The organism is Bacillus sp. E214 (assembly GCF_008087365.1).
Lineage (GTDB): Bacteria > Bacillota > Bacilli > Bacillales > Pradoshiaceae > Pradoshia.
In genome coordinates, this window is sequence record NZ_VENN01000001.1 from 149,978 (window position 1) to 174,419 (window position 24,442).

The window sequence follows — 24,442 nt, forward strand, 5'->3', positions numbered from 1 at the left end:
GTAGGCTAGTTCGACAATACTACCAATGAAACTTGAATAATGAGTGATAATCCCGAAAAAGGGGGAATGTAGTTGAAAAAACAATATCTGCTTTTGATTACAGTCTTATTTGTTTTACTTACTTCATTTTTACCAGCAAAAGCAATGGCAACTAAATGGTTATATCCGTTTGTGGTTTGGGGCGGGTATGTCTATGAGGTAAGTGAAGAATCTGTGACCGAAATTGGGGATGAAATTGGACAAGTAACAAAGTATTCGGATATGGAACCGCAATCGGGTAATTTTTCTAATGCTTATCCGAAAGGTACTAAATACTTTACTATTAAAGAGGTTAGTACAGAGGAAGCGTTAGTCGTACAAGAATCCGATGGTCAATATGTGAAAGCAGATAGAAGAGAAGAATATGAATTTAAACAAGACTTAAATGAACCACAAGACATCCTTAAAGGGATTATTTTTTCATTGGTGGGGATTTTAGCTGGTATTCTCATTTATAAAATTCTAAAGAATCATCTGGATAAAAGGTAAATACTTCTTTCAACCACTGAGATAGCAAAAAGCTATCTCTTTTTTATATGCTATTAGCAACATCCTTACTTAAATAACTCTTTTTTGTAGTGTTTAGTTGACTGGAATTGCTGTATGTAAATCCTTTTTCAATAAACGGTCTCCCATATTCAAACCTCATTTTAACTTGTATAAAAATAAGCCTAAATATTGATTTACCAAAGGCTCTGAATGAAGTATACTAATAGTGTTTATAATATTTAGAATATTTTGTAAGCGTTTCAATTAAATATTAGAAAGGGGATTAAGATGGAAGAAAAAATGTTATCCAAGGAGGAACAAAAGGGGAAAAGGGATTATTCGGCTATTGTAAAAAGTCCAGAGTTTCAACAACTTTTAAATGAAAAGAAAAAATTTATAATACCCTTAACCTTGTTTTTCCTAATCTTTTATTTTGCACTTCCCATAATGACATCCTATTCATCGGTGCTGAATAATTCTTTCTATGGACATATCACTTGGGCGTGGGTATTTGCATTTGCACAGTTTATTATGACGTGGACGTTATGTATGATCTATTCTAAAAGAGCAACCAGATTTGACCGCTTAAGTGATAAGGTGTTGAAAATAGGGGGTAAACAGTAGATGAATTATACGGCTTTTTTTATGTTTCTCGCTATTGTATTTGTTACTTTGCTCATTACTTATTGGGCTTCTAAAAGAACAAACAATGCGAGTGAGTTTTACACAGCAGGAGGTGGTCTGACCGGTTGGCAAAATGGCTTAGCAATAGCGGGTGATTATATGTCTGCAGCTTCGTTTTTGGGAATAGCCGGTGCAGTCGCTTTAACAGGTTTTGATGGCTTCTTTTATAGTATAGGTTTTTTGGTCGCTTACTTGGTTGTACTTTATTTGGTGGCTGAGCCACTTAGAAATCTGGGCAAATATACATTGGCAGACATGCTGGCAGCAAGGTTTGATGCAAAAAAAATACGTGGTGTAGCTGCTTTTAATACGATGTCTATTTCTATATTTTATATGATTGCTCAGTTGGTAGGGGCAGGAGCACTGATTAAATTATTGCTGGGCTTAGAATATGCCACCTCCGTTTTAATTGTTGGAGCTCTCATGACCATATACGTTATTTTTGGTGGCATGCATGCTACTAGCTGGGTTCAAATTGTCAAAGCTGTATTACTGATGGCAGGGACCTTTATCATTTCATTCATCGTTTTTGCCAAATTTAATTTTAATATTGCAAGTATGTTTGAACAGATGAGTACAGCTACTCCATTAAAGGAGGCGTTCCTGAATCCGGGGGTAAAATACACTGATGGCCTAGATACATTATCGCTAACAATGGGACTTGTTCTTGGAACCGCTGGTTTGCCACATATCCTTGTACGATTCTTTACGGTAAAGGATGCTAAAACAGCGCGAAGCTCAGTTGTATATGCTACCTGGATCATTGGGATTTTTTATGTCATGACCATTTTCCTTGGATTTGGAGCAGCAGCTTTTGTGGGTAATGCTGATATAGTAAACGCGAATGCAGCAGGGAATATGGCAGCACCATTACTAGCCAAGGCTATTGGTGGGGATATATTGTTTGCTTTTATCTCGGCAGTTGCATTTGCGACAATATTGGCCGTTGTTGCTGGTCTTGTATTAACTGGGGCATCTGCGTTTGCCCATGATTTTTATAATGAAATATTGAGAAAAGGAAAGGCAACTGAAAAAGAGCAGGTTAAGATGGCAAGATATGCATCTGTTGGTGTTTCCGTCTTATCGATTCTTTTGGCTTTAGTAGCACAAAATTTAAATGTCGCCTTTCTTGTATCATTAGCCTTTGCCGTGGCTGCCAGTGCAAATTTACCTGTAATTATTTATACAATCTACTGGAAGAAATTTAACACTACTGGTGCTATCAGTGCAATGGTAGTAGGTTTAATCACTTCAGTTGGACTTGTTTTAGTCAGCCCTAACGTGTTTAATCCGGAAGCTGGAGCGGCGATACTGGTTGGTGACCCTTTATTTCCTTTGTCAACACCTGGTCTGGTATCCATTCCGCTAGGGTTTCTGGCTGGATTTGTAGGGACATTATTATCTCGTAAGAAGGAAGATGAAGCGAAGTTCGATGAAATTTTGGTTAAATCTAATACGGGTTTAGATACTATAAAATAGTGGTATGACCTCTTTTAGGTCAAGCATAAATTAGGGAAGGGGCTGTTCGTAGGTTATTTAATGACTTACAGCGGCCTCTTTTTACATGCAATTGAGCCAATGAAAAAGACAGGCAAAGGTACGTACACGTGACTCCTCTGCCTGCTTTATTTATCATTTCCCAAGAAATAACTAAATATTAATCAACTACTAAGATTATTTTTCCTCTCGCATGAGAGGATTCACTTAATTCGTGTGCATTTTTAACACCTTTTTCATTTAAAGGGAAGGTTTCACCAACTACTGGTTTCAATCTTCCCTCGCTAAGAAGCTTAGCCAATTCTTTTAGCTGGTTACCATTTGGGTTTAACCATACAAATTCTTCCGTAATGCCATAACGATTGGCTAATTGTTCGTTTGGCGGGTCTACAATGGATACCAATCTGCCGCCTCGACGTAGGATTTTCATGCTGGCAGTTTGAACGGATGTCCCAATTGTATCTAAAACAGCATCGTATTTTGTCAATTTATCTTCTATATTTTCGGTATGGTAGTCAATGCATAGATCGGCTCCTAATTCCTTTAGAAATCCATGGTTTTTTTTGCTGGCTGTGGTGGCTACATAGGCTCCTTTAAGTTTAGCTAATTGGATTGCGTACGAACCAACACCTCCTGCACCACCATGAATAAGAATTTTCTGTCCTTCCATAATTTCCAATGCATCAAATAAACACTGATATGCCGTCATTCCAGCCAATGGGACGGATGCAGCCTCCTTAAAAGATAAATTATCAGGGATTTTCGCAATTAGTAATTCATCAACAGCTGTGTATTCAGCATAGGCTCCATAACGAGTTGTATCGAGACGTGCAAAAACCCTGTCTCCATTTGTAAAATCAACGACGTGTTTACCAACCTCTTTAACAATTCCTGCAACGTCCAAGCCTAATATAATAGGGAATTCGAATGCATATTGATCAGCAATATGGCCTTCTCTTAATTTCCAATCAATTGGATTGACGGATGCAGCTTTTACTTCGATTAAGACCTGATTATCTAATAGAGGCGGCTTTTCAACTACTTTTTCTTTTAAAGCATTCTGTCCGCCATACTCTTCTATTACTATTGCTTTCATCTTGGTATTTTGCATATAATTCCTCCTTGACTGGTAATTAAGGCTTTGGAAATCCTTATTATGTTCATTCCCTGTACAAAAGAAGGTAACCGTTTTTAACGTGTAATGAATAAAAAACAGGAAATTTATCCTAAGAGGATTAATTGAGTTTTTATCTTATAAATGGAGGATTGAGTTATCTAATTTTGAGGAAGGTATGGATTACTGCCATAAGTAAGACGGAGGAGAAGGGAGGGATGATCATCCTCTAAAGAAAATGTCTAAAACATTGCTGCTAGCAGAGGACTTTTTATTATAAAACTCCGAATAGCCACAATGATTGCATTAAACTACGAGAAATTGATTATTTTGAATATCAAACATTTTTGACAGACCGGTTCCTGTCATAGAAACTTCTTTTTGGCTGGCATCAAGGCTTCCACATTTAAACATCCTGATTGTGACAAAGCAAATCACTCCTTTTATGAAGATAATTTCCGATATAATTATAACATTAAAAAACATGTCCCAGTTGCCTATATAGGCGTGGGACATGTTTTTTAGGTAGCTGCTTTTTCATCACTCTTTATAAATTTGAGAACAATAAAGAATAAAATCAATGAAATAGCACCAAAGCTATAAAAAAGATAAGATTGATTATGCTTCATAAAATAAGACATGAGTGGAGGACCTGCTGCTACACCAAAAAATCGTGCCGAGCTGTAAAAAGATGTGATTGTTCCTCTTTGTTTTTTATCGATGTTTTCAGTAATAATTGCATCCAGTGACGGTAAAATCGTCCCAAGGCCGGCACCAAAAATCGATAATACTCCGATTAATATATAGATATTATCGAAATAAGTTGTAAAGGTGATGGCAATCGCGCTAACAATGATAGAAGCCAGAATTAGGATTTTCATTAATTTAATATTATCTTTTATTTTTTTTCCGGTGATAAATGAAGCAACACACAAGAAAAATAGGGGAACAGCAAGCACAAGTCCCTTTTTAATTTGATGAATATCATACTTGGATTCAAGTATGGAAGATAAATAAAACTGGATGGCAAACAATATTAACATGACGAATGCCCCTGTCAGGAATACACTGTATAACCATGACCCATCCTTCTTAAATATTTTTTTGGTATCCTTTAAAAATTCTTTTAGTGTAGGAGGTTCTTCTGTTTTCTTTGGCAACTTTATACAAAAAAGAATCATAAAAAATGTGACTAAACTTAAAAAAGAGATAGCAAAGAAAGGAAGAAACCATAGAGAAATGGCTAATGCAGCTCCAAGTACGGGACTTAAAACTTTTCCAAAGGTATTGGATGTTTCCACAATTCCCAGAACAGAGCTTGCTTTATCATCGTCTTTAAAAAGATCGCCAACTAAGGGTAATATGATTGGAAAAGCACCAGATGATCCTATTCCTTGAATGATTCGTCCTATTATAATGACCATAAATGGATTTTCCATTTTCCAAGAGGCAAAGCCTGATACTAGCCCGCCGATAAAAGCTAAAACTAAACTAGGCAGTAAGATCATTTTCCTCCCAAAACGGTCGGATAAATATCCTGCAATCGGTATTAAAAGGATGGAGGCGATTGAATAGCTTGTAATAATCAAACTGGATTGGAAAGAGGAGATTCCAACTCTCTTTTCTAAAATAGGTAGAACAGGGATAAGCATTGAATTACCTAATGTCATTATTAGTGGCACTGCTGCTATACTGGCCAAACACCAAAAACTAATTTTATCGGTATCCGTTTGTGAACTCATTTAATTCCCTCATCTCTCTAAGCAGTTCTATGCAATTACTTTGCCACACAGGATGAGAAATTATGTACATTAAGTGTTCTTAAATGCTTATTATAAATGGATTGGAATATATATACAAAAGAACTGTGAAGGTTATTCACAGTTCTTTTTTGCCTAATCATCCGAAGATAAAATACCAATAAATCTAAGGATAAAAAGGAACAGGTTAACAAAATCAAGATATAAATTGAGTGCAGCCAATGGGATTTCATCTTCAGGTACTCCGTACTGTTTCATACGGTTCACATCATATAATACGTATCCGCTGAATACGAGTATACCTATAAATGAATAGACAAGCATGGCAGTAGAAGATAAAGGTGAAAAAATATTGAAAATCCCAATAACCAGGATGGCGAGCAATGCGGCTAACAGAAATCCGCTTAAAAATGTTAAATCCCGCTTTGTTGTCGCGGCGTAGAGAGAGAGTCCGCCAAATACAACTACTGTAGCAGCCAAGCTCATGATAATGGGCTGCGGTCCTATTGTTACTAAATAGTTTGCGATTACAGGATATAAGGTGATGCCTGATATAAAAGTAAACGCATATAAGAAACTATATGAGAGAATTTTCCTTCTTCTCACAAAAAACGCCGCAATAAGCATACCGAATTCTATAATCATCAGTGGCAAGAACAAGGATGGAGGAACAAAATTACCTACAATAAAGCCAATTAAAGAAATAGCTAATGATAAAGCGAAAGTTCTGATAACGGCTGGAATGTGATATTTATTGGTTTCCGTATATGAATTCATTTATTTACCTCTCCTTTTATTTATCATATATGTATCTACGATTAACTATATCAAAGGTTTCAAGGAATATCCTGATTTTTACATAGAAATAGTAGAGACAAATACAAATGGATATTATATAATAAAAATAAGAACATTTGTTCTTTTTTTGGTAGGTGTTGTATATAGCTGTGAATATTTGGGAGTGTTAGGTTCAGGGCTCTAGTGTATACCATTTTATGCTATTCTATGATTATGAGGATGAGGAAAGGGGGAGACTTTGTGAACTTTACATTTATCCATGCTGCTGATATCCATTTAGATAGTCCATTAAAAGGTTTATCAAGATATGAAGGAGCACCAGTCGAAAAGTTGCGCAGTGCTACCAGAGATGCATTTAAAAATATGATTGATTTTGCTATTAAAGAAAAAGTGCATTTCATCATTATTGCAGGTGATTTATATGATGGGGATTGGAAGGATTACAATACAGGTCTCTTTTTTGCAAACGAAATGGCAAGGCTAAAAATGCATCAAATCCCTGTTTATATGATTAAAGGGAATCATGATGCAGCAAGTATCATTACTAAAGAAATAAAACTTCCTGATAATGTTTATATTTTTGATGATAAAAAATGCAAAAGTATGTTTATAGATGAACTTGGAGTGGCCCTACATGGTCAAGGATTTTCAACACGTGCTGTAACAGATAATCTTGCTAAAAGCTATCCGCAAAAGGAAGATGGATATTTCAATATTGGGATTTTGCATACATCGGCAGTAGGCCGGGAAGGACATGAGAATTATGCCCCCTGTTCCATAGAGGACATGAAGGGGAAAGAATATGACTATTGGGCTCTTGGGCATATTCATAAACGGGAGTTTTTATGTGAGAAAAACCCAGTCATTCTCTTTCCAGGCAATATTCAAAGCCGGCACAGCAAAGAGACAGGTCCAAAAGGATGTTCCTTGATTAAAGTTAGCGATGGTCAGATACAGGAATTAAATCATATATCACTGGATGTATTACGCTGGGAGATCATTGAGATAGATGCGACCCCCCTTGGTGATTACGATCAATTTCTCCAGAAAATCGAAGAGCAGCTGGAAAATTACCTAGATACTGCAGATGGTAGAATGCTCGCAGCCAGAGTAGTCGTCAGTGGCAATACTTCTTTATATCAGGAGCTTATGAAAAATAAAGAAAAAGTATTAAATGACATTAGATCTGCAGCTTTTGCCGTTGGACATGGGCAAATATGGATAGAGAAAATAAAGAATAAAACGGCTCCACCGTTAGAGTCCAATCATTTCTCTGATGAAAATAACCCAGTGACCTCCATTTTTAACTGGCTTGAGAAAAGTGATATGGATGAATTGCTCGAAGATGTAAGAAAAGAGTTTTCTGCGATTACTAACGTATTACCGACCGATTTAAAAAGAGGAGAGAATATGGTTATTCCTGATTCAGTTGCCATGCTGGAAGAAAAACTGGAGGAAGTTAAACAACTGGTGAGCCTTGAGTTACAAATGGAAGGAGGTAAATAAGGCATGCGTTTTGAAGAGTTAAATCTGACTGCGTTTGGTCATTTTACTGATTACCCGGTTAACTTTCAGCCAAATCAATCTTTACACGTAGTGTATGGAAATAATGAAGCTGGAAAGAGTACTATGCTGCGTTCTATTACTCAACTCTTGTATGGCATTCCGCATAATTCTAAGGATTCATTTTTACATCCCAATTCCAATTTACGTATAAAGGCCCGCCTATCCAATTCATCGGGTAATACTCTGTCCTTCATACGAAGGAAAGGAAAGTCAAAGACCATTCTTAATGAGGCGGGAGAAGCATTACCAGATAATGTTTTATTACCGTATATAAATGTGCTGTCAGAGGAAACATTCCGAAATATGTTTGCACTCAATCATGAAACTTTGCGAGAAGGCGGAGAAGCTTTGCTTGAGTCAAATGGAAGCGTCGGAGAGAGCTTATTTGCTGCAGCTTCAGGGATAAATACAGTAAAGAAAATTATGCAGGAATTTGATTCGGCAAGTAAAGAATTATATAAATCAGGTGGTTCAAAACCAAAAATAAACGAATTATTAAAGAAAGAAAAAGAGTTAACTCGCCGACTTAATGATTCGCAAATGCTCGCCAGACAATGGATGCAGCTGGAGGATGATTATCTTCATGGTAAGAAACAGCTGGATGAATTAAGAGAGCATTACCTCCAGGTAGACGCAACTCTAAAAAAATTATCGAAGTTAAACCAAGCTGCTCCTATTCTTATTGAAAGAGACAGATTAATAGAGCAACAAAAGAGCTTCACTGAAATTCCGGATTTACCCAACGATTTTAATTTACAAAGAGAAAATGTATTAAATGAATTAAAACATGCTGATGAAAATGCCAAAATATCCAATACAGAAATAATGGCGCTTGAAGAGAAGTTAGCCAAACTGGATATCGATGAAAAACTTTTAACATGTGAGTCTAGGATTCAATCTCTTTTCAGCCAAGTTGGTGCATACGAGAAAGAGAATAAAGACTTACATGTAAATGAGGCAAAGGCTGAGCAGGCACTCAATCGGATGAACGATATTCTCCTTAAGCTGGGCTATAGTAGGGTAGATAGTGTCAATATTGAGGATTTTAGAATTGCCATTTCTCGCAAAGAAAAAATCCGTATGCTTTATAAGCAATATGGGATTTTACATGAAACGATAAAAGAAATAAATAAACGACATGAAAGTCTAAAGGAAACTGTTGCTTTAAAGCGTGCGGAATGGGAAGGTTTTGGAGAAGTAAAGAATATTGCCAAGCTTAAACTTGTGCTTGACCATGCCCAGATAGAAGGAAATATTGAAAAAACCATAGATGTTTTATCAGAGGAAATGAAGGATCTTAAAGACAAATCAATGGAAGAGCTAAACTATTTACCACTATGGGATGGTTCGGTAGAGGAGTTTGATTCCTTTTACATTTCCATTTTAGAAGAAACTATTAATCAGTACATCGGGCAACTTGAAAGATTTAATGAAGATAAAACAAATTTAGAGCGCAGTATTAAGGTTGAAAAAACGATTATTTTGGAAGCGGAGAAATCGATTGCTGAATTAGAAGCCTTGTCTGTTATTCCTACAGAAGATGATTTAGAGAGAACCCGTCAGATTCGCGACCATGGTTGGAGCTTAATTAAGAATAAACTTAAAGGTGAAGACATTGATCGTGAAGCAATTAAGGAATACTGCAGTCAGCAAGAGGTAGAAGAAAAATTTGAGCATGATTTAAAAACAACGGATGAACTTTCAGATACTATGTGGAAAGAATCTGCAAAGGTGGGCATGAAGAATAAGTCGTTGCAGGATATAAAGAGATCTGAAACCAAAATTGCAGCTGCAGAGACACAGCTGCAGTTCCTTAAAGATGAGATGAATCTGTTTTTTCAACAGTGGAATGAGCTATGGCAGCCGTTCGGTATTGAGCCATTATCGCCAACTGAAATGAAAGAATGGGTAAGAAAATACACGGTTATTAAGCAGAATCAAGGCGAATATAAAAAGAAACAGAAACTTTGGGATGAGCTGACAGAAAAACGATTGGCTATCAAAAGCCGTTTATACCTTGCCCTGTCAGAAGTAATCGATGATCTAGATACTCAAGTGTCAGAATGGACACTCACAGACTTAATAAGAGAAGCAAATAGAGTAGTCCATTTAGCAACAGAGCGTTTCAATGAGAAGAATTCATTGGAAAAAGAGTGGAAGAGCAAGGCTGCTGATCTTAAACAAATCGAGCAGGAGCTGGCGAGCAAGCAAAGTGAATTAGTCAATTGGAGAGAAGCATGGGAGGATGCTACTAAACCCTTGCAAGTTGAAAGTCAGGCTCCGATTGATTACACAATGGAAAGGCTTGATAAGTACAATGAATTGACTACTACGTATGATGAATGGGCAGATATCAATAGCAAAGCAAAAGCTGGCATGTTATTTGTACAGGATTATGTAGATCATATCAGAATTGTAGCTAACACGTTACAGTTACCTGAACCAATAAATATCCAATCCTTTATCTATGATTTAACGAATCAGTTGCAGGAGCAGAAAAAGTGTAAGCAAAATCAACTCGAATGGCAAGGACAATTGGATAAACGGAAAAAAGAATATCGGTTAGCGAAGGATAAGAAAGAGATGGCGCTTAATCGTCTTGATGAATTGTTACAGACAGCAAGTGTAAAGACCATCGAGGAAATGCAAATTATTGAAGATAAATATCGACAAAAGCAAAAGCTGTCTGCAGAACTGATCAATCTGGAGAAGGTGTTACTTGAGATTGGCAATGGCTTATCGATTCAAGAAATGAAGGATGAAATAGACAAGCTTGATTTAGATTTTATGGAAAGTGAAATGGCAGAATTAAAGGCAGAGCTTGCAGATTTGGAAGAGAAAAGAACGGAACAGAACCAAATCTTTGGTGTATGCAGAAAAGAATATGAAGAAAAGATTAAGGGAAATTCATATGCAGCTGTTCAGGCCGCAGAAGAAAGAGAAAGTATCCTGGCTGAGCTCGCAGAATTGACCGATCAATATGTCCAAAAAAAATTAGCTACATTTGTATTACAGAAGGGAATAGAATATTTCCGTTCCGAAAATCAAAATCCGATTTTAACAAAAGCATCAAAACTGTTTGCAAAATTAACACTGAACTCCTTTGAAGGATTGACTGTTGATTATAATGAAAAGGATGAAGAAGTACTACTGGGTTTAAGAAATAACGAGAAAATTGGAATAGACGCGATGAGTGATGGAACAAAAGATCAATTGTATTTATCCTTAAGAGTTGCAAGCATAGAAAAATATTGTGAGGAAAATGAACCTATTCCATTTATTGTCGATGATATTCTTGTTCACTTTGATAATGAACGTTCAAAAATTACGTTATCTATCTTAAAAGAATTATCGAAAAAAACTCAAGTTATCTTTTTCACTCATCATTATCATTTATTGGATTTGTTGGAGGAAACATTGTCGCATGAGGAGTATCAATTGATTCACATTCATAAAGAGGCCGTCATGAGCTGAAATTAAAAGAAGACCAATTCAAACTTTATGAATTGGTCTTCTTTTTCTTGGTTCACTTTATTATTTTGTATTTTCTTTCTCAGTGATTTCAGAGATTTTATTCATGTTGTCCTGTAATTGAAGCTTTGTGCTTGATTTACTTAAGAACTGATATAACATTCCTACAAATATTGCTCCACCGACAATATTACCCAAAGTAACAGGAATCAAATTGTAGATGGCATTTCCGATTGTAATGGTATCAGGATGTGGTGATACTAATGCAATTGAGAATAATGATAAGTTTGCAATGCTATGTTCAAAGCCTGATGAGAAGAATAAAAATACAACTGCAATCATCATTGCCATTTTAGCTCCGTCACCTTTTACTTGGCTAGGCAAGTAACAAGCTAAACAAACAAGCCAGTTACAAAGGATTCCTTTAAAGAATAAAGCTGAAACAGATCCATGCATTTTATAAGAAACAATTTCGTGCATTAAATGCTCGTTTGGAATGTGGCTGAATATGCCTGTAAGGTAAAATAAAATGGCAAAGAAGATTGCCCCAACAGCATTGCCAAGATAACAAGCGCCCCAGTTTCGGCCTAAATCTCTGAGAGTTACCTCATTACGCATATAAGCGACAGTGAAATAAGCGGTATTACCGGTAAATAGCTCTGCCCCACCGTAAATAATGAGTATTAATGCGATACCAAAGAAAAGTGCCGGGAATAGGTATGCAAAAGGTGAGTCGGCTACCCTGAAATATTCTCCTGTTCTAAAGCAGGTAATGATTACAAACCCTACAAATATTCCTGCCATCATCGCTCTTAAGAAATAATGAAGAGGAAAATGGTCTAACAGCCTTTTCTTTTTCTTTGCAAGGGCAACTAAATACTGTAATCCTTGTTCTTCCATGATGTTAAATTCCTCCTATGCTGAAAAAACGTCTACTAAATAAACTACTATGACTTCTATAATTAATCAATAAGCTTGTGAAATTATTCACTTTTCTGATAGCCTCTTTTATTCAAATAAGGTAAACTTGCGTAAATCTTGTGATTATCTTCCACCGAATACGGGTAAGGTAAGTATAAGGATGGTGATTATCTTGAAAAGTAAAATCTTAAAAAGAGTTATTGCAGCAGCTGCACCTTTCGTGATCAGCTATATTACAAAAAAATTAACCAATAAGAAAAAAGTAGCTTAAAGGACGGGCAATAATGCTCGTTTTTTTTATGTTATCTTACCTTGCCCCAAAGAATTGCGAAATACTTAAACGGACACTAATTGACTGTAATTCACTACATATGAGAAAATATGACTGTTTGATTAAAACTTATGATTCGCCTATTCACATATTATTTTTTTACATGGTATATTTGATAAGATGGATTTTGATTTTAATAAGAATTGTTAAAGTGGTTATTTTCTTTTTACAACATCAAAGTATCATTGGAGATGTAGATCCAAGATGAATAGATTTATGAAGTTTTACTATATATAAAAGGATGGCTTACATGACAAATTTAAAAGAACAGATAGAATCAAGAAGAACCTTTGCAATTATTTCTCACCCTGACGCAGGTAAAACGACGTTAACAGAAAAGTTGCTCTTATTTGGTGGCGCAATCCGTGACGCTGGAACTGTAAAAGGACGTAAAACCGGTAAATATGCGACAAGCGACTGGATGGAAATTGAGAAGCAGCGTGGAATTTCCGTAACCTCTAGTGTTATGCAGTTTGACTATAATGGGACCCGTGTTAATATCCTCGACACACCTGGACACCAAGATTTCAGTGAAGATACGTACCGTACATTAATGGCTGTTGATAGCGCAGTTATGATTATTGATGCTGCCAAAGGGATTGAAGCACAAACATTGAAATTATTTAAGGTTTGTCGCATGAGAGGAATTCCTATTTTCACATTTATTAATAAAATGGATCGCCAAGGTAAATTGCCGCTTGAGCTATTGGCTGAGTTGGAGGAAGTGCTTGGAATAGAATCCTATCCAATGAACTGGCCAATCGGGATGGGTAAAGACTTCTTCGGTATTTATGACCGTTATTATAACCGAATTGAAATGTTTAAGGCTGAAGATGAAGAGAGATACTTAAAATTGAATGAAGAAGGCGAAGTAGAAGATGAAAATCACTCTATTGTTGAGTCTCCTTTATATGAGCAAACATTGGAAGAAGTGTTATTGTTAAATGAAGCAGGAAATGAATTTTCGCGTGAAAAAGTCAGAAATGGTGAATTAATTCCTGTATTCTTTGGAAGTGCCCTTACTAATTTTGGCGTTCAGACATTTTTGGATACGTATTTAGAGTTTGCGCCAAAGCCTCAGCCAAGACCATCATCCGTGGGGCCGGTTGAACCCGTTCAGGATACTTTTTCAGGATTTATATTTAAAATCCAAGCAAATATGAATCCGATGCACCGTGACCGAATTGCCTTTTTGCGCATTTGCTCAGGTAAGTTTGAACGTGGGATGACTGTTCAATTAAGCCGAACAGGCAAGCCTATGAAACTTAATAATTCAACACAATTTCTTGCAGAGGAAAGAAACAATATTGCTGAAGCAGTAGCAGGAGATATTATCGGATTATATGATACAGGAACCTATCAGATTGGTGATACGCTAACTTCAGGAAAAGAAGCATTTTCTTTCGAACGTCTGCCACAATTTACACCTGAAATGTTTGTACGTGTCAGCGCTAAAAATGTATTAAAACAAAAGCATTTTCACAAGGGAATTAATCAGCTTGTACAGGAAGGTGCCATTCAATTATTTAAAACAGTTGGGATTGAATCCTATATTCTTGGAGCAGTCGGACAGTTACAGTTTGAGGTATTTGAGCACCGTATGAAAAATGAGTATAATACAGAAGTTATCATGGAAAGAATGGGTGACAAGATTGCCCGTTGGACAACGAATGAAAAAATCGATGAAAAGCTTTCAAGTTCAAGAAGTCTTTTGGTACGCGATCGCTATGATCAATATGCTTTCTTATTCGAAAATGACTTTGCACTGCGTTGGTTCCAGGAAAAAAATCCTTCTATAGAACTATATAATCCAATGGATCAGCACGAACGTTAACTAAATTTAAGCAGGATTTAGCCTATATAGGGTTAAATCCTGCTTTTTTCTGTTATATAACAATTAACCGTTGACATATTTTTCTAAATATTCTTACAATAGTGGAAAGAAGATTAGGAGAGTGAAACAATGAAACATGTCTATTTTTTTACCGGGTTTCCAGGTTTTATTTCAAATCAACTAATAAGAGAGCTAAAAAAACAGGATCAGTTATTTAATAAAGTGATTGCTATTGTACTGCCGTCTGTGTGGCATAAGGCTGTCAGTGAAAGATTAAAAATTATAAACGAGTTCAATTTAGATGAAAATCAGTTTATCCTTATTGAAGGAGACATCACCAAACCCGGTTTAAACATCAGTAAAAAAGAAAGCGGTTTCAAAAAGGGAGAAATTACCCATTTTTTTCACTTAGCTGCGATTTATGATTTAGCTGTTCCAAAAAATATAGCCTATTTGGTGAATGTCGATGGAACACACAATGTAAATGATTATGTATTGACCCTTCCTAACCTATTGAGGTATACCTATTTTAGTACAGCTTATGTAGCTGGAAGACGTGAAGGAAAGCTGTATGAGCATGAATTAATTAAACCAGATAAATTTAAAAATTATTATGAAGAAACCAAATATGAAGCAGAAGTCCTTGTTCGAAAGATTATGGATCATGTTCCTGTTACAGTCATTCGGCCGGGTATCGTAAAAGGAAATACCCTAACTGGAGAAACCATTAAATTTGACGGCCCATATTTTATATTAAATTTCCTCGACAGAATCAGATACCTTCCAATTATCCCTAATATAACTAAGTCAACCTGTGTGATCAATTTGGTTCCTGTTGACTATATAATAAAAGCAACAGCTTATTTAACTTTAAGCCCTAAAGGTGCTGGAAAAACATATCATTTAACGGATCCTAATCCATATACGGTTACAGATATTTATAAGTTGTTTTTGAAAGGGTATAATGGAAAACGACCAATTGGGTATTTGCCGTTCGGGCTGACGAAAATGGCTTTATCAATCAAGCCAATAAGAAAGTTTCTGGGTGTGGAAGTTGAATCACTTGATTATTTCACCTGGAAAGGAGAATTTGATTGTGTACAGGCACAGGCTGATTTAGCTGAAGGGGGCATTTTATGTCCTGATTTTAAGGAAGGTGTAGTGCCAATGGTTGAATATTATAGAGCCAATAAGAACAATCGGGCGTTTCATATAGAGATTACATAATTAGAGGAGGAACAAAGTTGGAAGCCTTAAAAGAAATGGTAAATGTATATGCTCCTGCAACGGGAGAACTGATTATGCAGTATGAGGAGATGCCGGCTAGTCAAGCTGGTGAAATAATGAATAAATCCAAAGGGGCTTTTCTTTCGTGGTCACAATTAGATATAGACGAACGTTTACGCTATCTAAAGCAGTTGCGGCATACGATTGTGAATAGACTTGATGAAATTGCTGAGCTCATTTCAAAGGATACAGGGAAAGTCAAAACAGATGCATTAGTGGCTGATATCATGCCTGCCCTCGATGCTATTAGTCATATTGAAAAACATGCGAAAAAAACATTTAAGGCACAAAAGGTTCGTACACCTTTTTTGTTAATGGGTCATAAATCGAGTATTCATTATATGCCAAGAGGCTCTGTGCTTGTTATCTCACCATGGAATTATCCATTCCTTTTGGCTATGGTTCCTGTTGTATCCGCGCTTGCAGGCGGTAATACGGTTATTTTGAAACCATCAGAAGTTACTCCGGCAGTGGGTAAGTTAATTGAAACATTGTTTAAAGAAGCTGGATTTCCTGATCATGTTTTTCAAGTAGCCCATGGCGGTAAGGAACTTGGTGCCAGTCTTACGAAGCAAAAGCCTGATTATATCTTTTTTACAGGGTCTGTAGGTACGGGACGTATTATTCAGGAAATAGCAGCACGAGATCTTATCCCAACCACTCTTGAGCTCGGTGGAAAGGATCCAATGATTGTGTTTAGTGATGCTGATTATAAGCGTGCAGCAAAGGGGGCTGTTTGGGGAGCATTTACAAATAGCGGTCAAGTTTGTATGAGTGTAGAGAGATTGATTATCCAAAGAGAGGCGCTTGAGCCATTCTTACAGGAGTTACTTCCAATTGTTAATCAATTAAAGCAAGGAAATGGAAAAGAATCAGATATCGGTTCTATGACCTCAATACAGCAAATATCTATTGTAAGAGAGCATATTGAAGATGCCCTATTAAAAGGCGCCACTCTCCTGACTGGTGATCCGCCTTCTGAATGGAATGAAAATTCCATGTTTATTAAGCCGATTGTTTTAACAAATGTTTCAGAGGATATGCTTGTGATGCAGGAGGAAACATTTGGTCCGGTTCTGCCTATACTGACTGTTGAAACAGAAGAAGAAGCTATACGAGCCGCTAATCATTCCAAATACGGATTAAATGCAAGTGTTTGGACAACAAATAAGGAAAAAGGACGGCTGACAGCTAAGAAGCTTTTGTCAGGTGCTGTGTTAATTAATGATGTTTTAATAACAGTTGCCAATAATAATCTTCCATTTGGCGGAGTTAAAGAAAGCGGAATAGGCAGGTATCATGGGGATCAGGGTCTTCGTATATTTTGTCATGAAAAAGCAGTAATGGAAGATATGGGCCTCAAAAAATCGGAGATTCAGTGGTATCCTTATGAAGGGAAATATGAACATTTCCATGCACTGTTAACAGCCTACTTTGGCAAAAGGAAATCGATGATGAAGGTAATCAAGGAATATCTGAAATTAATAAAACTATCAAAATAAATACTATCTATGAGTTAATACTTGCGCTTGTATCCAGAAGCCAATATAATAGGTATACAAACTTCATACAAACCTTTCAAAGGGGAGTAGCGTTAGGGAAACCTAAAACAAAGTCGTCAGTACGTGGTTTTTACCATCGGCTTTGTTGGCATTTTTACAATGTCTAGCAAGACCTTTGTCAAAAAAGAATTACTTTTTTGGCATGGGTCTTTTTTGTTGGTTTGGAAAATAAAAGGAGGTTTACTTATGGATTGGGCAATAATTTTAGAGTACGCCTGGGTATTATTGGTGTTAATTGGACTTGAAGGAATTCTTGCAGCCGATAACGCAGTCGTAATGGCTGTAATGGTTAAACATCTTCCGAAGGAACAACAGAAAAAAGCTTTGTTTTATGGACTAATTGGTGCGTTCGTCTTTAGGATCGGTTCCCTGTTCCTGATTTCATTACTTGTAGATTTATGGCAAATACAAGCAATTGGAGCTGTATATTTGCTCTACATTATGATTAATTATTTAGTGAAACACTATTTCTTGAAATCTGAAGATGAAGCGGTCAAGGAAAAAAAGAAATCCGGTTTCTGGATGACTGTTCTAAAGGTCGAGGTAGCAGACTTGGCATTTGCAGTAGATTCCATGCTTGCAGCTGTTGCTTTAGCTGTAACTCTACCGGCGGTAGGGTCGTTTAATATCGGCGGTATCAATGGTGGGCAATTTATTGTTATGTTCCTTGGAGGATTTATTGGATTAGTTATTATGAGGTTTGCTGCAACACAATTTGTTGTACTATTGAACAAGCGACCATCTCTGGAAACAGCTGCTTTTCTAATTGTCGGCTGGGTGGGGGTTAAGCTGGCTGTCATGACATTAGCACATCCAGGTGTTGGAATTCTTGACCATCATTTCCCAGAGTCTACAACTTGGAAAATCATATTCTGGGGTGTCTTAGTATCGATTGTGGTTATTGGATACCTCGTATCAGGTAAAGATTTGAAAGCTAAAAATCAAATTGACCAGGAAATGTAAAATTACAAAGATATAAATTAATAGATTAAGTGAAGACCCGGGATGCATGATTATGTGCGTTCCGGTTTTTTTATTTTTGCAACCACTTGGATAAAATTTGGTTATAACCCCTATATACGGAAATTTGTGTACGTATGATATAGCATAATAAATAAACCGACCAAGCATTATTTATAACAAATGAAGAGTGAAAACATCCCACAAAGACCATACATTGCAACATATGGTATAATTTGTGCAGGGATGAGGTGAACATAATGCTTGGTATGCTTTTTCCGATTCTGAGAAAAAAGCAGGATTTAACAGAAACCGTACTCTTAATACAAGAAGGGGATCTGGAATTAAGAAATAATTTGCTTAAAAAATACAAACCCTTTATTAAAAAATCTGTTTCATCTGTATGCCGGCGTTATATCCGAGAAACAGATGATGAATTTAGTATTGGTCTAATTGCTTTTAACGATGCAATAGATAAGTTTTCACCTGATAAAGGAAATGGCTTATTGCCATTTGCAGATACGGTAATCCGAAGAAGAGTTATAGATTATATAAGGTCACAATCAAAAAAAATGAATGAACTGTCTTTTGAAATCCAACATGTTTCAGAAGATGAATACATACAAAGTCCATTAGATATAGAAAAATCAATTGAAAACCATCAGAGACAATTAAACTCCGAAAATTTAAAGGATGAGATTATTCGATATACTGAATTATTAAAAATCTTTCATATAACCTTTGACCAATTAGTCAAACATACACCAAAGCATGTGGATGCAAGGAATAATGCCATAAAAATCGCTAAAACAATAGCAGATGAGCCTTTGATGCTTCAATATGTCATAGACAAGAAAAAACTGCCTATCAAAATGATGGAAGAAAAAGTTGAGGTTTCAAGAAAGACAATTGAACGCAACCGCATTTATATAATAGCTATGGTTTTGATTTTAACGGGAGATTATTTGTTCTTAAAGGATTACTTGAAGGGGGTTCTTTCAAATTGAAGTGTGGAATCATTATGCAAATATCATCAACGGAAATTACTGTATTGACCCCTGAAGGCGATTTCATTAAATTGAATAAAGAACGCAAAGACTATCAAATCGGTGAAGAAGTCAGGATTGATGTTACAAACTCAAAACCAATATTCAGCAAGAAGAATGGATGGAAATTAAAAATACTGGTTCCAGCATTAGCAGCAGCTGTTTTTTTAATAGTTTGTTTCTTTCCTGCGCTTTTAACTAATTCAAAGGTATCAGCTTATGTCAGTATGGATGTTAAATCAAGTATCGAACTTGGTATAACAGACGAACTAAAAGTGGTTGAAGTAAAGGGAATTAACGAAGAAGGGAAAGAAATTATAGCAAGACTTAAGGAATGGAAGGGCAGAGATATGGACGATGTTATCAGTGAAATGGTTACTTTAAATCGCAGTGCCGGGCATCTTAAAACCAATTCCAATATCTTGTTCTCCACCGTAATGATTGAAAAGGATAATCGAAATTTTGAATATTCCTTACAGAAAAAATTAACTGATACTCAGGATATCCCGCAAATTGATAATTCCGTGAACATTGAAATGAAAAAGGCCTCTGTTAAAGATAGACAGGAAGCAACAGATAAAGGGATTTCTACGGGTACATACCTAGAGCAAACCAATAAGAAAACCAAGTATCAGCCTTCAACTGGAGTAAAGAAAAATGATAAAATTAAAGTAACAGAAGAAAAAAGCAATCATAAAAGCTCAAGTGTGGAAAAAGTTGAAATAAAACAGCAAACCAGTAACAGTAGTGACCGAACCCAAATTCCGAATAAGTCTGCAGTCATTCAGGAAAATAAGCAAGGATCTGTTGAAGTGCCTAAAAAGGCGGGCACCGTTACAAAAGATGCTAAAGCTATACATACTACAGAAGAGAAGGCTGTAAAACAACAACATAAGGATAACAATTCAAAGCAGAGGCCACCCTCTAAAGACCAGCCTATAAACAAAGAGGTAAGAAAGGATACCATCCAGAAAGAAAGGAAAACCAATCAAAATAAAAGAGATACTGACCGAAACAAACAACAAGTAGATAAGCGAAATAAACCAAATAAGCAACCTTATAAAAGTCGGAAACAAGATCAGGTGGACAAGCGAGATGTCCGGAAACAAGATCAGGTGGACAAGCGTGATGTCCGGAAACCGCAGCATCAAAGAGGGAAGCAAGATGAACGTAATCAGAATCAGAAAAGAAAAGGAATGTATCAATAAATTCAGTCATTTACATAACTAATCAGAAAATGTCCGGTAAAATACCGGACATTTTCTTTGCCATATAAGGTTATTTAGTTTTTCCACTCATTTGCGCTTGTGCATGTTTAACGAGCTGTTTGGTTATTTCTCCTCCTACTGATCCGTTCGCTCGTGAGACCGTATCTGACCCTAACGTAACGCCGAATTCAGCGGCTATTTCATATTTATATTGATCAAGCATTTGCTGTACACCTGGTACCAATAATTTATTACTGCTGGACATTTCATTCACCTCACTACATATACTGTGGATTTTTGATTCCTCCACACCATTAATATGGATGAAAAACATGATCTAATGCAGTTTAAAGTATGGAGGAATAGGCATGGTTTCCCTTTTGATAAAGTATGAAATATTGCATGAAATAGATTCCTGAACAAATACTAACCGCATAAAGGAGTGTGTAAAATGAAACGTAAGGCAGAAATGAATGCGGTTAATAAACTGAGTAAAACCCCTAAAAAAAATCTACAGGAAACTGAGTTTTCTGCGGAATTTACACATGGTGAGAACCCAATGAAGGGCGCTAACCGTAATTCTAAGCGTGGTAAACAGGGAGAATAAAAAAATAGAGACTCGACGTTAGTCGAGCTCTATTTCTTATGAAAATACTGCTGAAGGTACATAAAACAGCTTGGACCCACCATGCTTTGGGTGGAAGTATGCAATCAACAAGGTCGGAGCCGTTATTATTTCGCCAGTTTCTAAATAATGATTCATATCAATAGATAGTTCATCAATCAGAACATGCTTGTACAGTTCTTTTTCGTTTAAATTCAGTGCCTTAAATTTCTCACCAACCAGATGAGGATTAGCCAAAACGGCCTGATAGATTGGAGATTTCTCATTTTTTGTCATGGAATATTCCCACCATGGTTTACGTGGTTTAAAGGTAAGTTGTGATAAATAATCCACTTTTAGTAAGGCAATCAGTGTTTTAAGGCTATCGGGATTCGTTACACCGATAAATTCGACGAGGCGCTTAAATAGATCCTCAGGCTGATGTCCAATGCGTGACCATTTTTTTTCTTCCCAATAACTTCCGAATTCTTGGAAGAAATCAAAAGGGGAGCTATAAACAGTGCCTACTATATACTCCATTCCAAGATCCATTCGGTGATCATTCCAATACTTTTCCAGTACATCCTCAACCTGCTTAATTTTAATAATATCGGAAAACGGCATTACATTATTGCTGACAATTTCGTATGGGGCTTGATCCATATATTGATAATCCCATTGTTTAGCCTGAGTTCTCAAGCCTGTGCCGCGAAGCATTTTTAAGAAGCCCAATTGAAGTTCCTCTGGCCGCATTTCAAACACATCATCAAATGTTTTTCGGAAGGAGCTATAATTTTCTTCGGGAAGTCCTGCAATAAGATCAAGATGCTGATCCACTTTCCCGCCATCCTTAATCATGGTGACTGTACGCTTTAATTTATCGAAGTTCTGTTTTCTTTTGACTAGTTCATTAGTATAATCATTGGTTGATTGGACTCCTATCTCGAAGCGAAATAGGCCGGGAGGAGCTTCTTTGTTTAAGTATTCAATTACTTCAGGCTTCATAATATCTGCTGTAATCTCAAATTGAAAAACGCAACCTGGTTCATGCTCTTTAATTAAAAATTCAAATATGTCGAGAGCATAGCTACGACTGATATTAAAAGTACGGTCCATAAATTTAATTGTTTTTGCTCCATTTTTCATCAAGAAACGGATATCTTCTTTAATATCTTCTCTATTAAAGAAACGTACGCCGGTTTCGATGGATGAGAGACAGAATTGACAGTTAAAAGGACAACCGCGGCTTGTTTCAATATACGTGATTCTCTTCGACAAGTTAGGGATATCTTCTTCAAATCTAAATGGTGATGGAATAGACTTTAAATCTACCTTTGGAGCGGCAGGTGTCAGGATAGGTTTTTCACCTTCAAGATACGCAATTCCCTGAACAGTGTGAAAGTCTTTATTGCCATCTATTTCAGCTATAAGATTTTTAAATGTGGCTTCTCCTTCACCTATTACGATGAAATCAGCGCCTGGGATATCTTTGAGCCAGAAAAATGGATCGTATGTTACCTCTGGACCTCCAAGAACAATATAGATGTCCGGATTGATTTTTTTGAGTATGGTAATAACTTTTTTAATTTCTTCCATATTCCATATATAACAGCTAAAGCCGATTACATCTGGCTTTTGGTTATACAAATCTGTAACGATGTTCATAACCGGATCTTTAATGGTGTATTCAATAATTTCTACATTGTACTCGGGTGCTGCATACGCTTTTAAATAACGAAGGGCTAAATTGGTATGAATATATTTGGCATTTAAAGTAGTTCCAATAATTCTCATGTATTTGTCATACTTCCTTTCACCGTTTGCTAACAATTCATATTATCATATTTGAGTATGGGTTTACAGTATTGGCGACATTTTACATAGGTTCTAAGATGGTACGGTTTAATTTTCAGTAGTTAAAAATGAGAGATGACCAAGGGAATAATGAAGTGTATGTATAGCGGTACAAAAAAGTCCTTCGGAATATTCATTATTCCGAAGGACTGCGATTCATGGATTTAGATAAATCATATTTTTGTTTATAAAAATGTAATAAGCCTTTTAATTTATAGAACATCATTTTAGTATGACGGGTGTTAAACTCAATCATTGGCTGTGTAATTGACTTGACTAATGTACTCGACAGGATGATTGTAATAATCAATGAAATTGCTGCTAATAGTATATAGTGTTCTGCAGTAGTGAAATATTCATTTAAACTTGTAAATCTAAAGGTCCGGACAAAAAAGCCATGCAATAAATATACATAAAGGGTTTGAGTGCCCCATCTAGTAAAGAAATAGCTACCTCTAGGTACAAGGGCCATAAAGCTGACTATCATAAGAGAATTAACGATGAAAAATCCAAGGCGCTTAAACATAGAAAGGAACGATACTGTCTCAATTTCCGAATAAGGCTTTGAACCGAGCAGCCACTGGGAGTCTATTTCCGGGAAAAATGAAAACCATATAAAAATTACACCAAAGGATGCCAAAGCGTAAAATTTACTTTTCACTGTTGTTATTTTTTGAAAATGTTCCTTCTGACTGTGATAACCAATCAGGAAAAATGGAAAGAAGACAAATGTTCGGGATAAACTCAGATAAGTAGAGATTGTATCAATATATCCCACAAGTAAAGCAAGCGCTATTGCTAATCCAATCCCTACTAAAGGTTTGAATTTTGTAAAGACGAAAAGCATTAAATTCCAAAAGAATAGACTTAACAGAAACCATAAGGACCAATTGGGTTCCAATGCTTCGAACTTAAGTGTTGATTTATCAAATAGGTAATAATAATAAATCGTATAGATAACCTGAAAAAGTAAATAGGGAAGAATCAGTTTAGTACTTAGCTTTTTTATATAGCCTTTTTTGTTAAAGCCTTTTGCAAAAAAGCCTGATAACAGTATAAAAGCAGGCATATGGAAGGTATAGATTGTAGTGTATAAAGCATAAATCGTTTCATTTTGATCAATATATGTTCGTAAAATATGACCAAAGACAACAAAAAACATTAATATGACTTTTGCGTTGTCAAAATAACTTTCCCTCTGTCTCATAGCTGCCTCCTATTATTTCCGGAAAAATTCTTTCTATTATTCCCCTTTATAATGGTAATCAAACAATTGAGAGATGAATTGGTAAAACCATCCATTTGAACCATTATTAACAATGTGATAATCGTGTATTTCCGTACTATAATCTATGTATCTGTACTATAAGAATATAGATATCTGTTATATATAGTTTAAATGCAGAATAGCTATTGG

General features: G+C 36.1%; 19 protein-coding genes, 1 pseudogene and 1 riboswitch. Of the genes and pseudogenes, 12 read left to right on the top strand and 8 right to left on the bottom strand.

The window, feature by feature from the left end; translation table 11 throughout:
- Nucleotides 1-72 precede the first annotated feature (72 nt).
- From FHY47_RS00705 to FHY47_RS00715, 3 genes are all read left to right on the top strand, one after another.
- Complete coding sequence (locus FHY47_RS00705) at nt 73-528, top strand: hypothetical protein (RefSeq protein ID WP_139891327.1); 456 nt, start codon at nt 73-75, stop codon at nt 526-528.
- Between the two features lie 288 nt (nt 529-816).
- Entirely contained in the window at nt 817-1,152 is a 336-nt protein-coding gene (locus FHY47_RS00710) for a DUF485 domain-containing protein (RefSeq protein ID WP_066101009.1), read from the top strand.
- Entirely contained in the window at nt 1,153-2,691 is a 1,539-nt protein-coding gene (locus FHY47_RS00715; protein WP_139891326.1) for a solute symporter family protein, read from the top strand.
- A gap of 178 nt (nt 2,692-2,869) precedes the next feature.
- Here FHY47_RS00715 and FHY47_RS00720 read toward each other — a convergent pair whose 3' ends face one another.
- From FHY47_RS00720 to FHY47_RS00735, 4 genes and pseudogenes are all read right to left on the bottom strand, one after another.
- Nucleotides 2,870-3,805, bottom strand: coding sequence for an NADP-dependent oxidoreductase (locus FHY47_RS00720; protein WP_148630226.1), 936 nt, complete (start codon nt 3,803-3,805; stop codon nt 2,870-2,872).
- 240 nt (nt 3,806-4,045) lie between these two features.
- A pseudogene (locus FHY47_RS00725) lies at nt 4,046-4,251 on the bottom strand (zinc ribbon domain-containing protein).
- Between the two features lie 93 nt (nt 4,252-4,344).
- Entirely contained in the window at nt 4,345-5,565 is a 1,221-nt protein-coding gene (locus tag FHY47_RS00730) for an MFS transporter (protein ID WP_066100997.1), read from the bottom strand.
- Nucleotides 5,566-5,718: 153 nt separating this feature from the next.
- Nucleotides 5,719-6,360: a Bax inhibitor-1/YccA family protein gene (locus tag FHY47_RS00735; RefSeq protein ID WP_066100995.1), complete on the bottom strand. Its 642-nt coding sequence runs from the start codon at nt 6,358-6,360 to the stop codon at nt 5,719-5,721.
- Nucleotides 6,361-6,621: 261 nt separating this feature from the next.
- Here FHY47_RS00735 and FHY47_RS00740 point away from each other — a divergent pair, with 261 nt between their 5' ends.
- Together FHY47_RS00740 and FHY47_RS00745 are read left to right on the top strand one after the other, a co-directional pair.
- Nucleotides 6,622-7,887, top strand: a complete 1,266-nt coding sequence (locus FHY47_RS00740) for a metallophosphoesterase family protein (RefSeq protein ID WP_066100993.1) — start codon at nt 6,622-6,624, stop codon at nt 7,885-7,887.
- A gap of 3 nt (nt 7,888-7,890) precedes the next feature.
- Nucleotides 7,891-11,421, top strand: a complete 3,531-nt coding sequence (locus tag FHY47_RS00745; RefSeq protein ID WP_066100990.1) for a YhaN family protein — start codon at nt 7,891-7,893, stop codon at nt 11,419-11,421.
- A 60-nt stretch (nt 11,422-11,481) separates the two neighbouring features.
- Here the strand turns inward: FHY47_RS00745 and FHY47_RS00750 are convergent, their stop codons facing one another.
- A complete protein-coding gene (locus FHY47_RS00750) occupies nt 11,482-12,318 on the bottom strand; it encodes a formate/nitrite transporter family protein (protein ID WP_066100989.1) in 837 nt (278 codons plus the stop codon).
- 602 nt (nt 12,319-12,920) lie between these two features.
- Between FHY47_RS00750 and FHY47_RS00755 the strand changes: the two genes are divergently transcribed.
- From FHY47_RS00755 to FHY47_RS00780, 6 genes are all read left to right on the top strand, one after another.
- Nucleotides 12,921-14,504, top strand: a complete 1,584-nt coding sequence (locus FHY47_RS00755; protein ID WP_066100986.1) for a peptide chain release factor 3 — start codon at nt 12,921-12,923, stop codon at nt 14,502-14,504.
- Nucleotides 14,505-14,633: 129 nt separating this feature from the next.
- Entirely contained in the window at nt 14,634-15,731 is a 1,098-nt protein-coding gene (locus FHY47_RS00760) for an SDR family oxidoreductase (protein WP_139891324.1), read from the top strand.
- Nucleotides 15,732-15,748: 17 nt separating this feature from the next.
- Nucleotides 15,749-17,293 (top strand): aldehyde dehydrogenase family protein, encoded by a 1,545-nt coding sequence (locus FHY47_RS00765; protein WP_225983668.1) that lies wholly within the window; start codon nt 15,749-15,751, stop codon nt 17,291-17,293.
- A 69-nt stretch (nt 17,294-17,362) separates the two neighbouring features.
- Nucleotides 17,363-17,458, top strand: a riboswitch (yybP-ykoY riboswitch).
- 81 nt (nt 17,459-17,539) lie between these two features.
- Nucleotides 17,540-18,316, top strand: coding sequence for a TerC family protein (locus FHY47_RS00770; protein ID WP_066100981.1), 777 nt, complete (start codon nt 17,540-17,542; stop codon nt 18,314-18,316).
- Nucleotides 18,317-18,564: 248 nt separating this feature from the next.
- The gene (sigI, locus tag FHY47_RS00775) at nt 18,565-19,320 is read left to right on the top strand and encodes an RNA polymerase sigma factor SigI (RefSeq protein WP_225983669.1); all 756 of its coding nucleotides are present in this window, start codon (nt 18,565-18,567) and stop codon (nt 19,318-19,320) included.
- Complete coding sequence (locus tag FHY47_RS00780; protein WP_148629526.1) at nt 19,317-20,567, top strand: anti-sigma factor domain-containing protein; 1,251 nt, start codon at nt 19,317-19,319, stop codon at nt 20,565-20,567. The genes sigI and FHY47_RS00780 overlap by 4 nt, the downstream gene beginning before the upstream one ends.
- Nucleotides 20,568-20,637: 70 nt before the next feature.
- Here the strand turns inward: FHY47_RS00780 and FHY47_RS00785 are convergent, their stop codons facing one another.
- Nucleotides 20,638-20,832: an alpha/beta-type small acid-soluble spore protein gene (locus tag FHY47_RS00785; protein ID WP_066100972.1), complete on the bottom strand. Its 195-nt coding sequence runs from the start codon at nt 20,830-20,832 to the stop codon at nt 20,638-20,640.
- A 186-nt stretch (nt 20,833-21,018) separates the two neighbouring features.
- Between FHY47_RS00785 and FHY47_RS18765 the strand changes: the two genes are divergently transcribed.
- A complete protein-coding gene (locus FHY47_RS18765; RefSeq protein WP_175354219.1) occupies nt 21,019-21,174 on the top strand; it encodes a hypothetical protein in 156 nt (51 codons plus the stop codon).
- 36 nt (nt 21,175-21,210) lie between these two features.
- On the opposite strand, the gene FHY47_RS00790 is transcribed toward FHY47_RS18765, so the two are convergent.
- A complete protein-coding gene (locus FHY47_RS00790) occupies nt 21,211-22,965 on the bottom strand; it encodes a B12-binding domain-containing radical SAM protein (protein ID WP_066100969.1) in 1,755 nt (584 codons plus the stop codon).
- A gap of 196 nt (nt 22,966-23,161) precedes the next feature.
- A complete protein-coding gene (locus FHY47_RS00795) occupies nt 23,162-24,232 on the bottom strand; it encodes an acyltransferase family protein (protein WP_139891322.1) in 1,071 nt (356 codons plus the stop codon).
- Nucleotides 24,233-24,442: the final 210 nt, after the last annotated feature.

What these genes read in the sequence shown, in the direction of transcription:
- FHY47_RS00710 (WP_066101009.1), top strand. Translation starts at nt 817, where the DNA reads ATGGAAGAAAAAATGTTATCCAAGGAGGAACAAAAGGGGAAAAGGGAT.
- FHY47_RS00715 (WP_139891326.1), top strand. Translation starts at nt 1,153, where the DNA reads ATGAATTATACGGCTTTTTTTATGTTTCTCGCTATTGTATTTGTTACT.
- FHY47_RS00720 (WP_148630226.1), bottom strand. Translation starts at nt 3,805, where the DNA reads ATGAAAGCAATAGTAATAGAAGAGTATGGCGGACAGAATGCTTTAAAA.
- FHY47_RS00730 (WP_066100997.1), bottom strand. Translation starts at nt 5,565, where the DNA reads ATGAGTTCACAAACGGATACCGATAAAATTAGTTTTTGGTGTTTGGCC.
- FHY47_RS00735 (WP_066100995.1), bottom strand. Translation starts at nt 6,360, where the DNA reads ATGAATTCATATACGGAAACCAATAAATATCACATTCCAGCCGTTATC.
- FHY47_RS00745 (WP_066100990.1), top strand. Translation starts at nt 7,891, where the DNA reads ATGCGTTTTGAAGAGTTAAATCTGACTGCGTTTGGTCATTTTACTGAT.
- FHY47_RS00750 (WP_066100989.1), bottom strand. Translation starts at nt 12,318, where the DNA reads ATGGAAGAACAAGGATTACAGTATTTAGTTGCCCTTGCAAAGAAAAAG.
- FHY47_RS00755 (WP_066100986.1), top strand. Translation starts at nt 12,921, where the DNA reads ATGACAAATTTAAAAGAACAGATAGAATCAAGAAGAACCTTTGCAATT.
- FHY47_RS00760 (WP_139891324.1), top strand. Translation starts at nt 14,634, where the DNA reads ATGAAACATGTCTATTTTTTTACCGGGTTTCCAGGTTTTATTTCAAAT.
- FHY47_RS00770 (WP_066100981.1), top strand. Translation starts at nt 17,540, where the DNA reads ATGGATTGGGCAATAATTTTAGAGTACGCCTGGGTATTATTGGTGTTA.
- FHY47_RS00785 (WP_066100972.1), bottom strand. Translation starts at nt 20,832, where the DNA reads ATGTCCAGCAGTAATAAATTATTGGTACCAGGTGTACAGCAAATGCTT.
- FHY47_RS18765 (WP_175354219.1), top strand. Translation starts at nt 21,019, where the DNA reads ATGAAACGTAAGGCAGAAATGAATGCGGTTAATAAACTGAGTAAAACC.
- FHY47_RS00790 (WP_066100969.1), bottom strand. Translation starts at nt 22,965, where the DNA reads ATGAGAATTATTGGAACTACTTTAAATGCCAAATATATTCATACCAAT.
- FHY47_RS00795 (WP_139891322.1), bottom strand. Translation starts at nt 24,232, where the DNA reads ATGAGACAGAGGGAAAGTTATTTTGACAACGCAAAAGTCATATTAATG.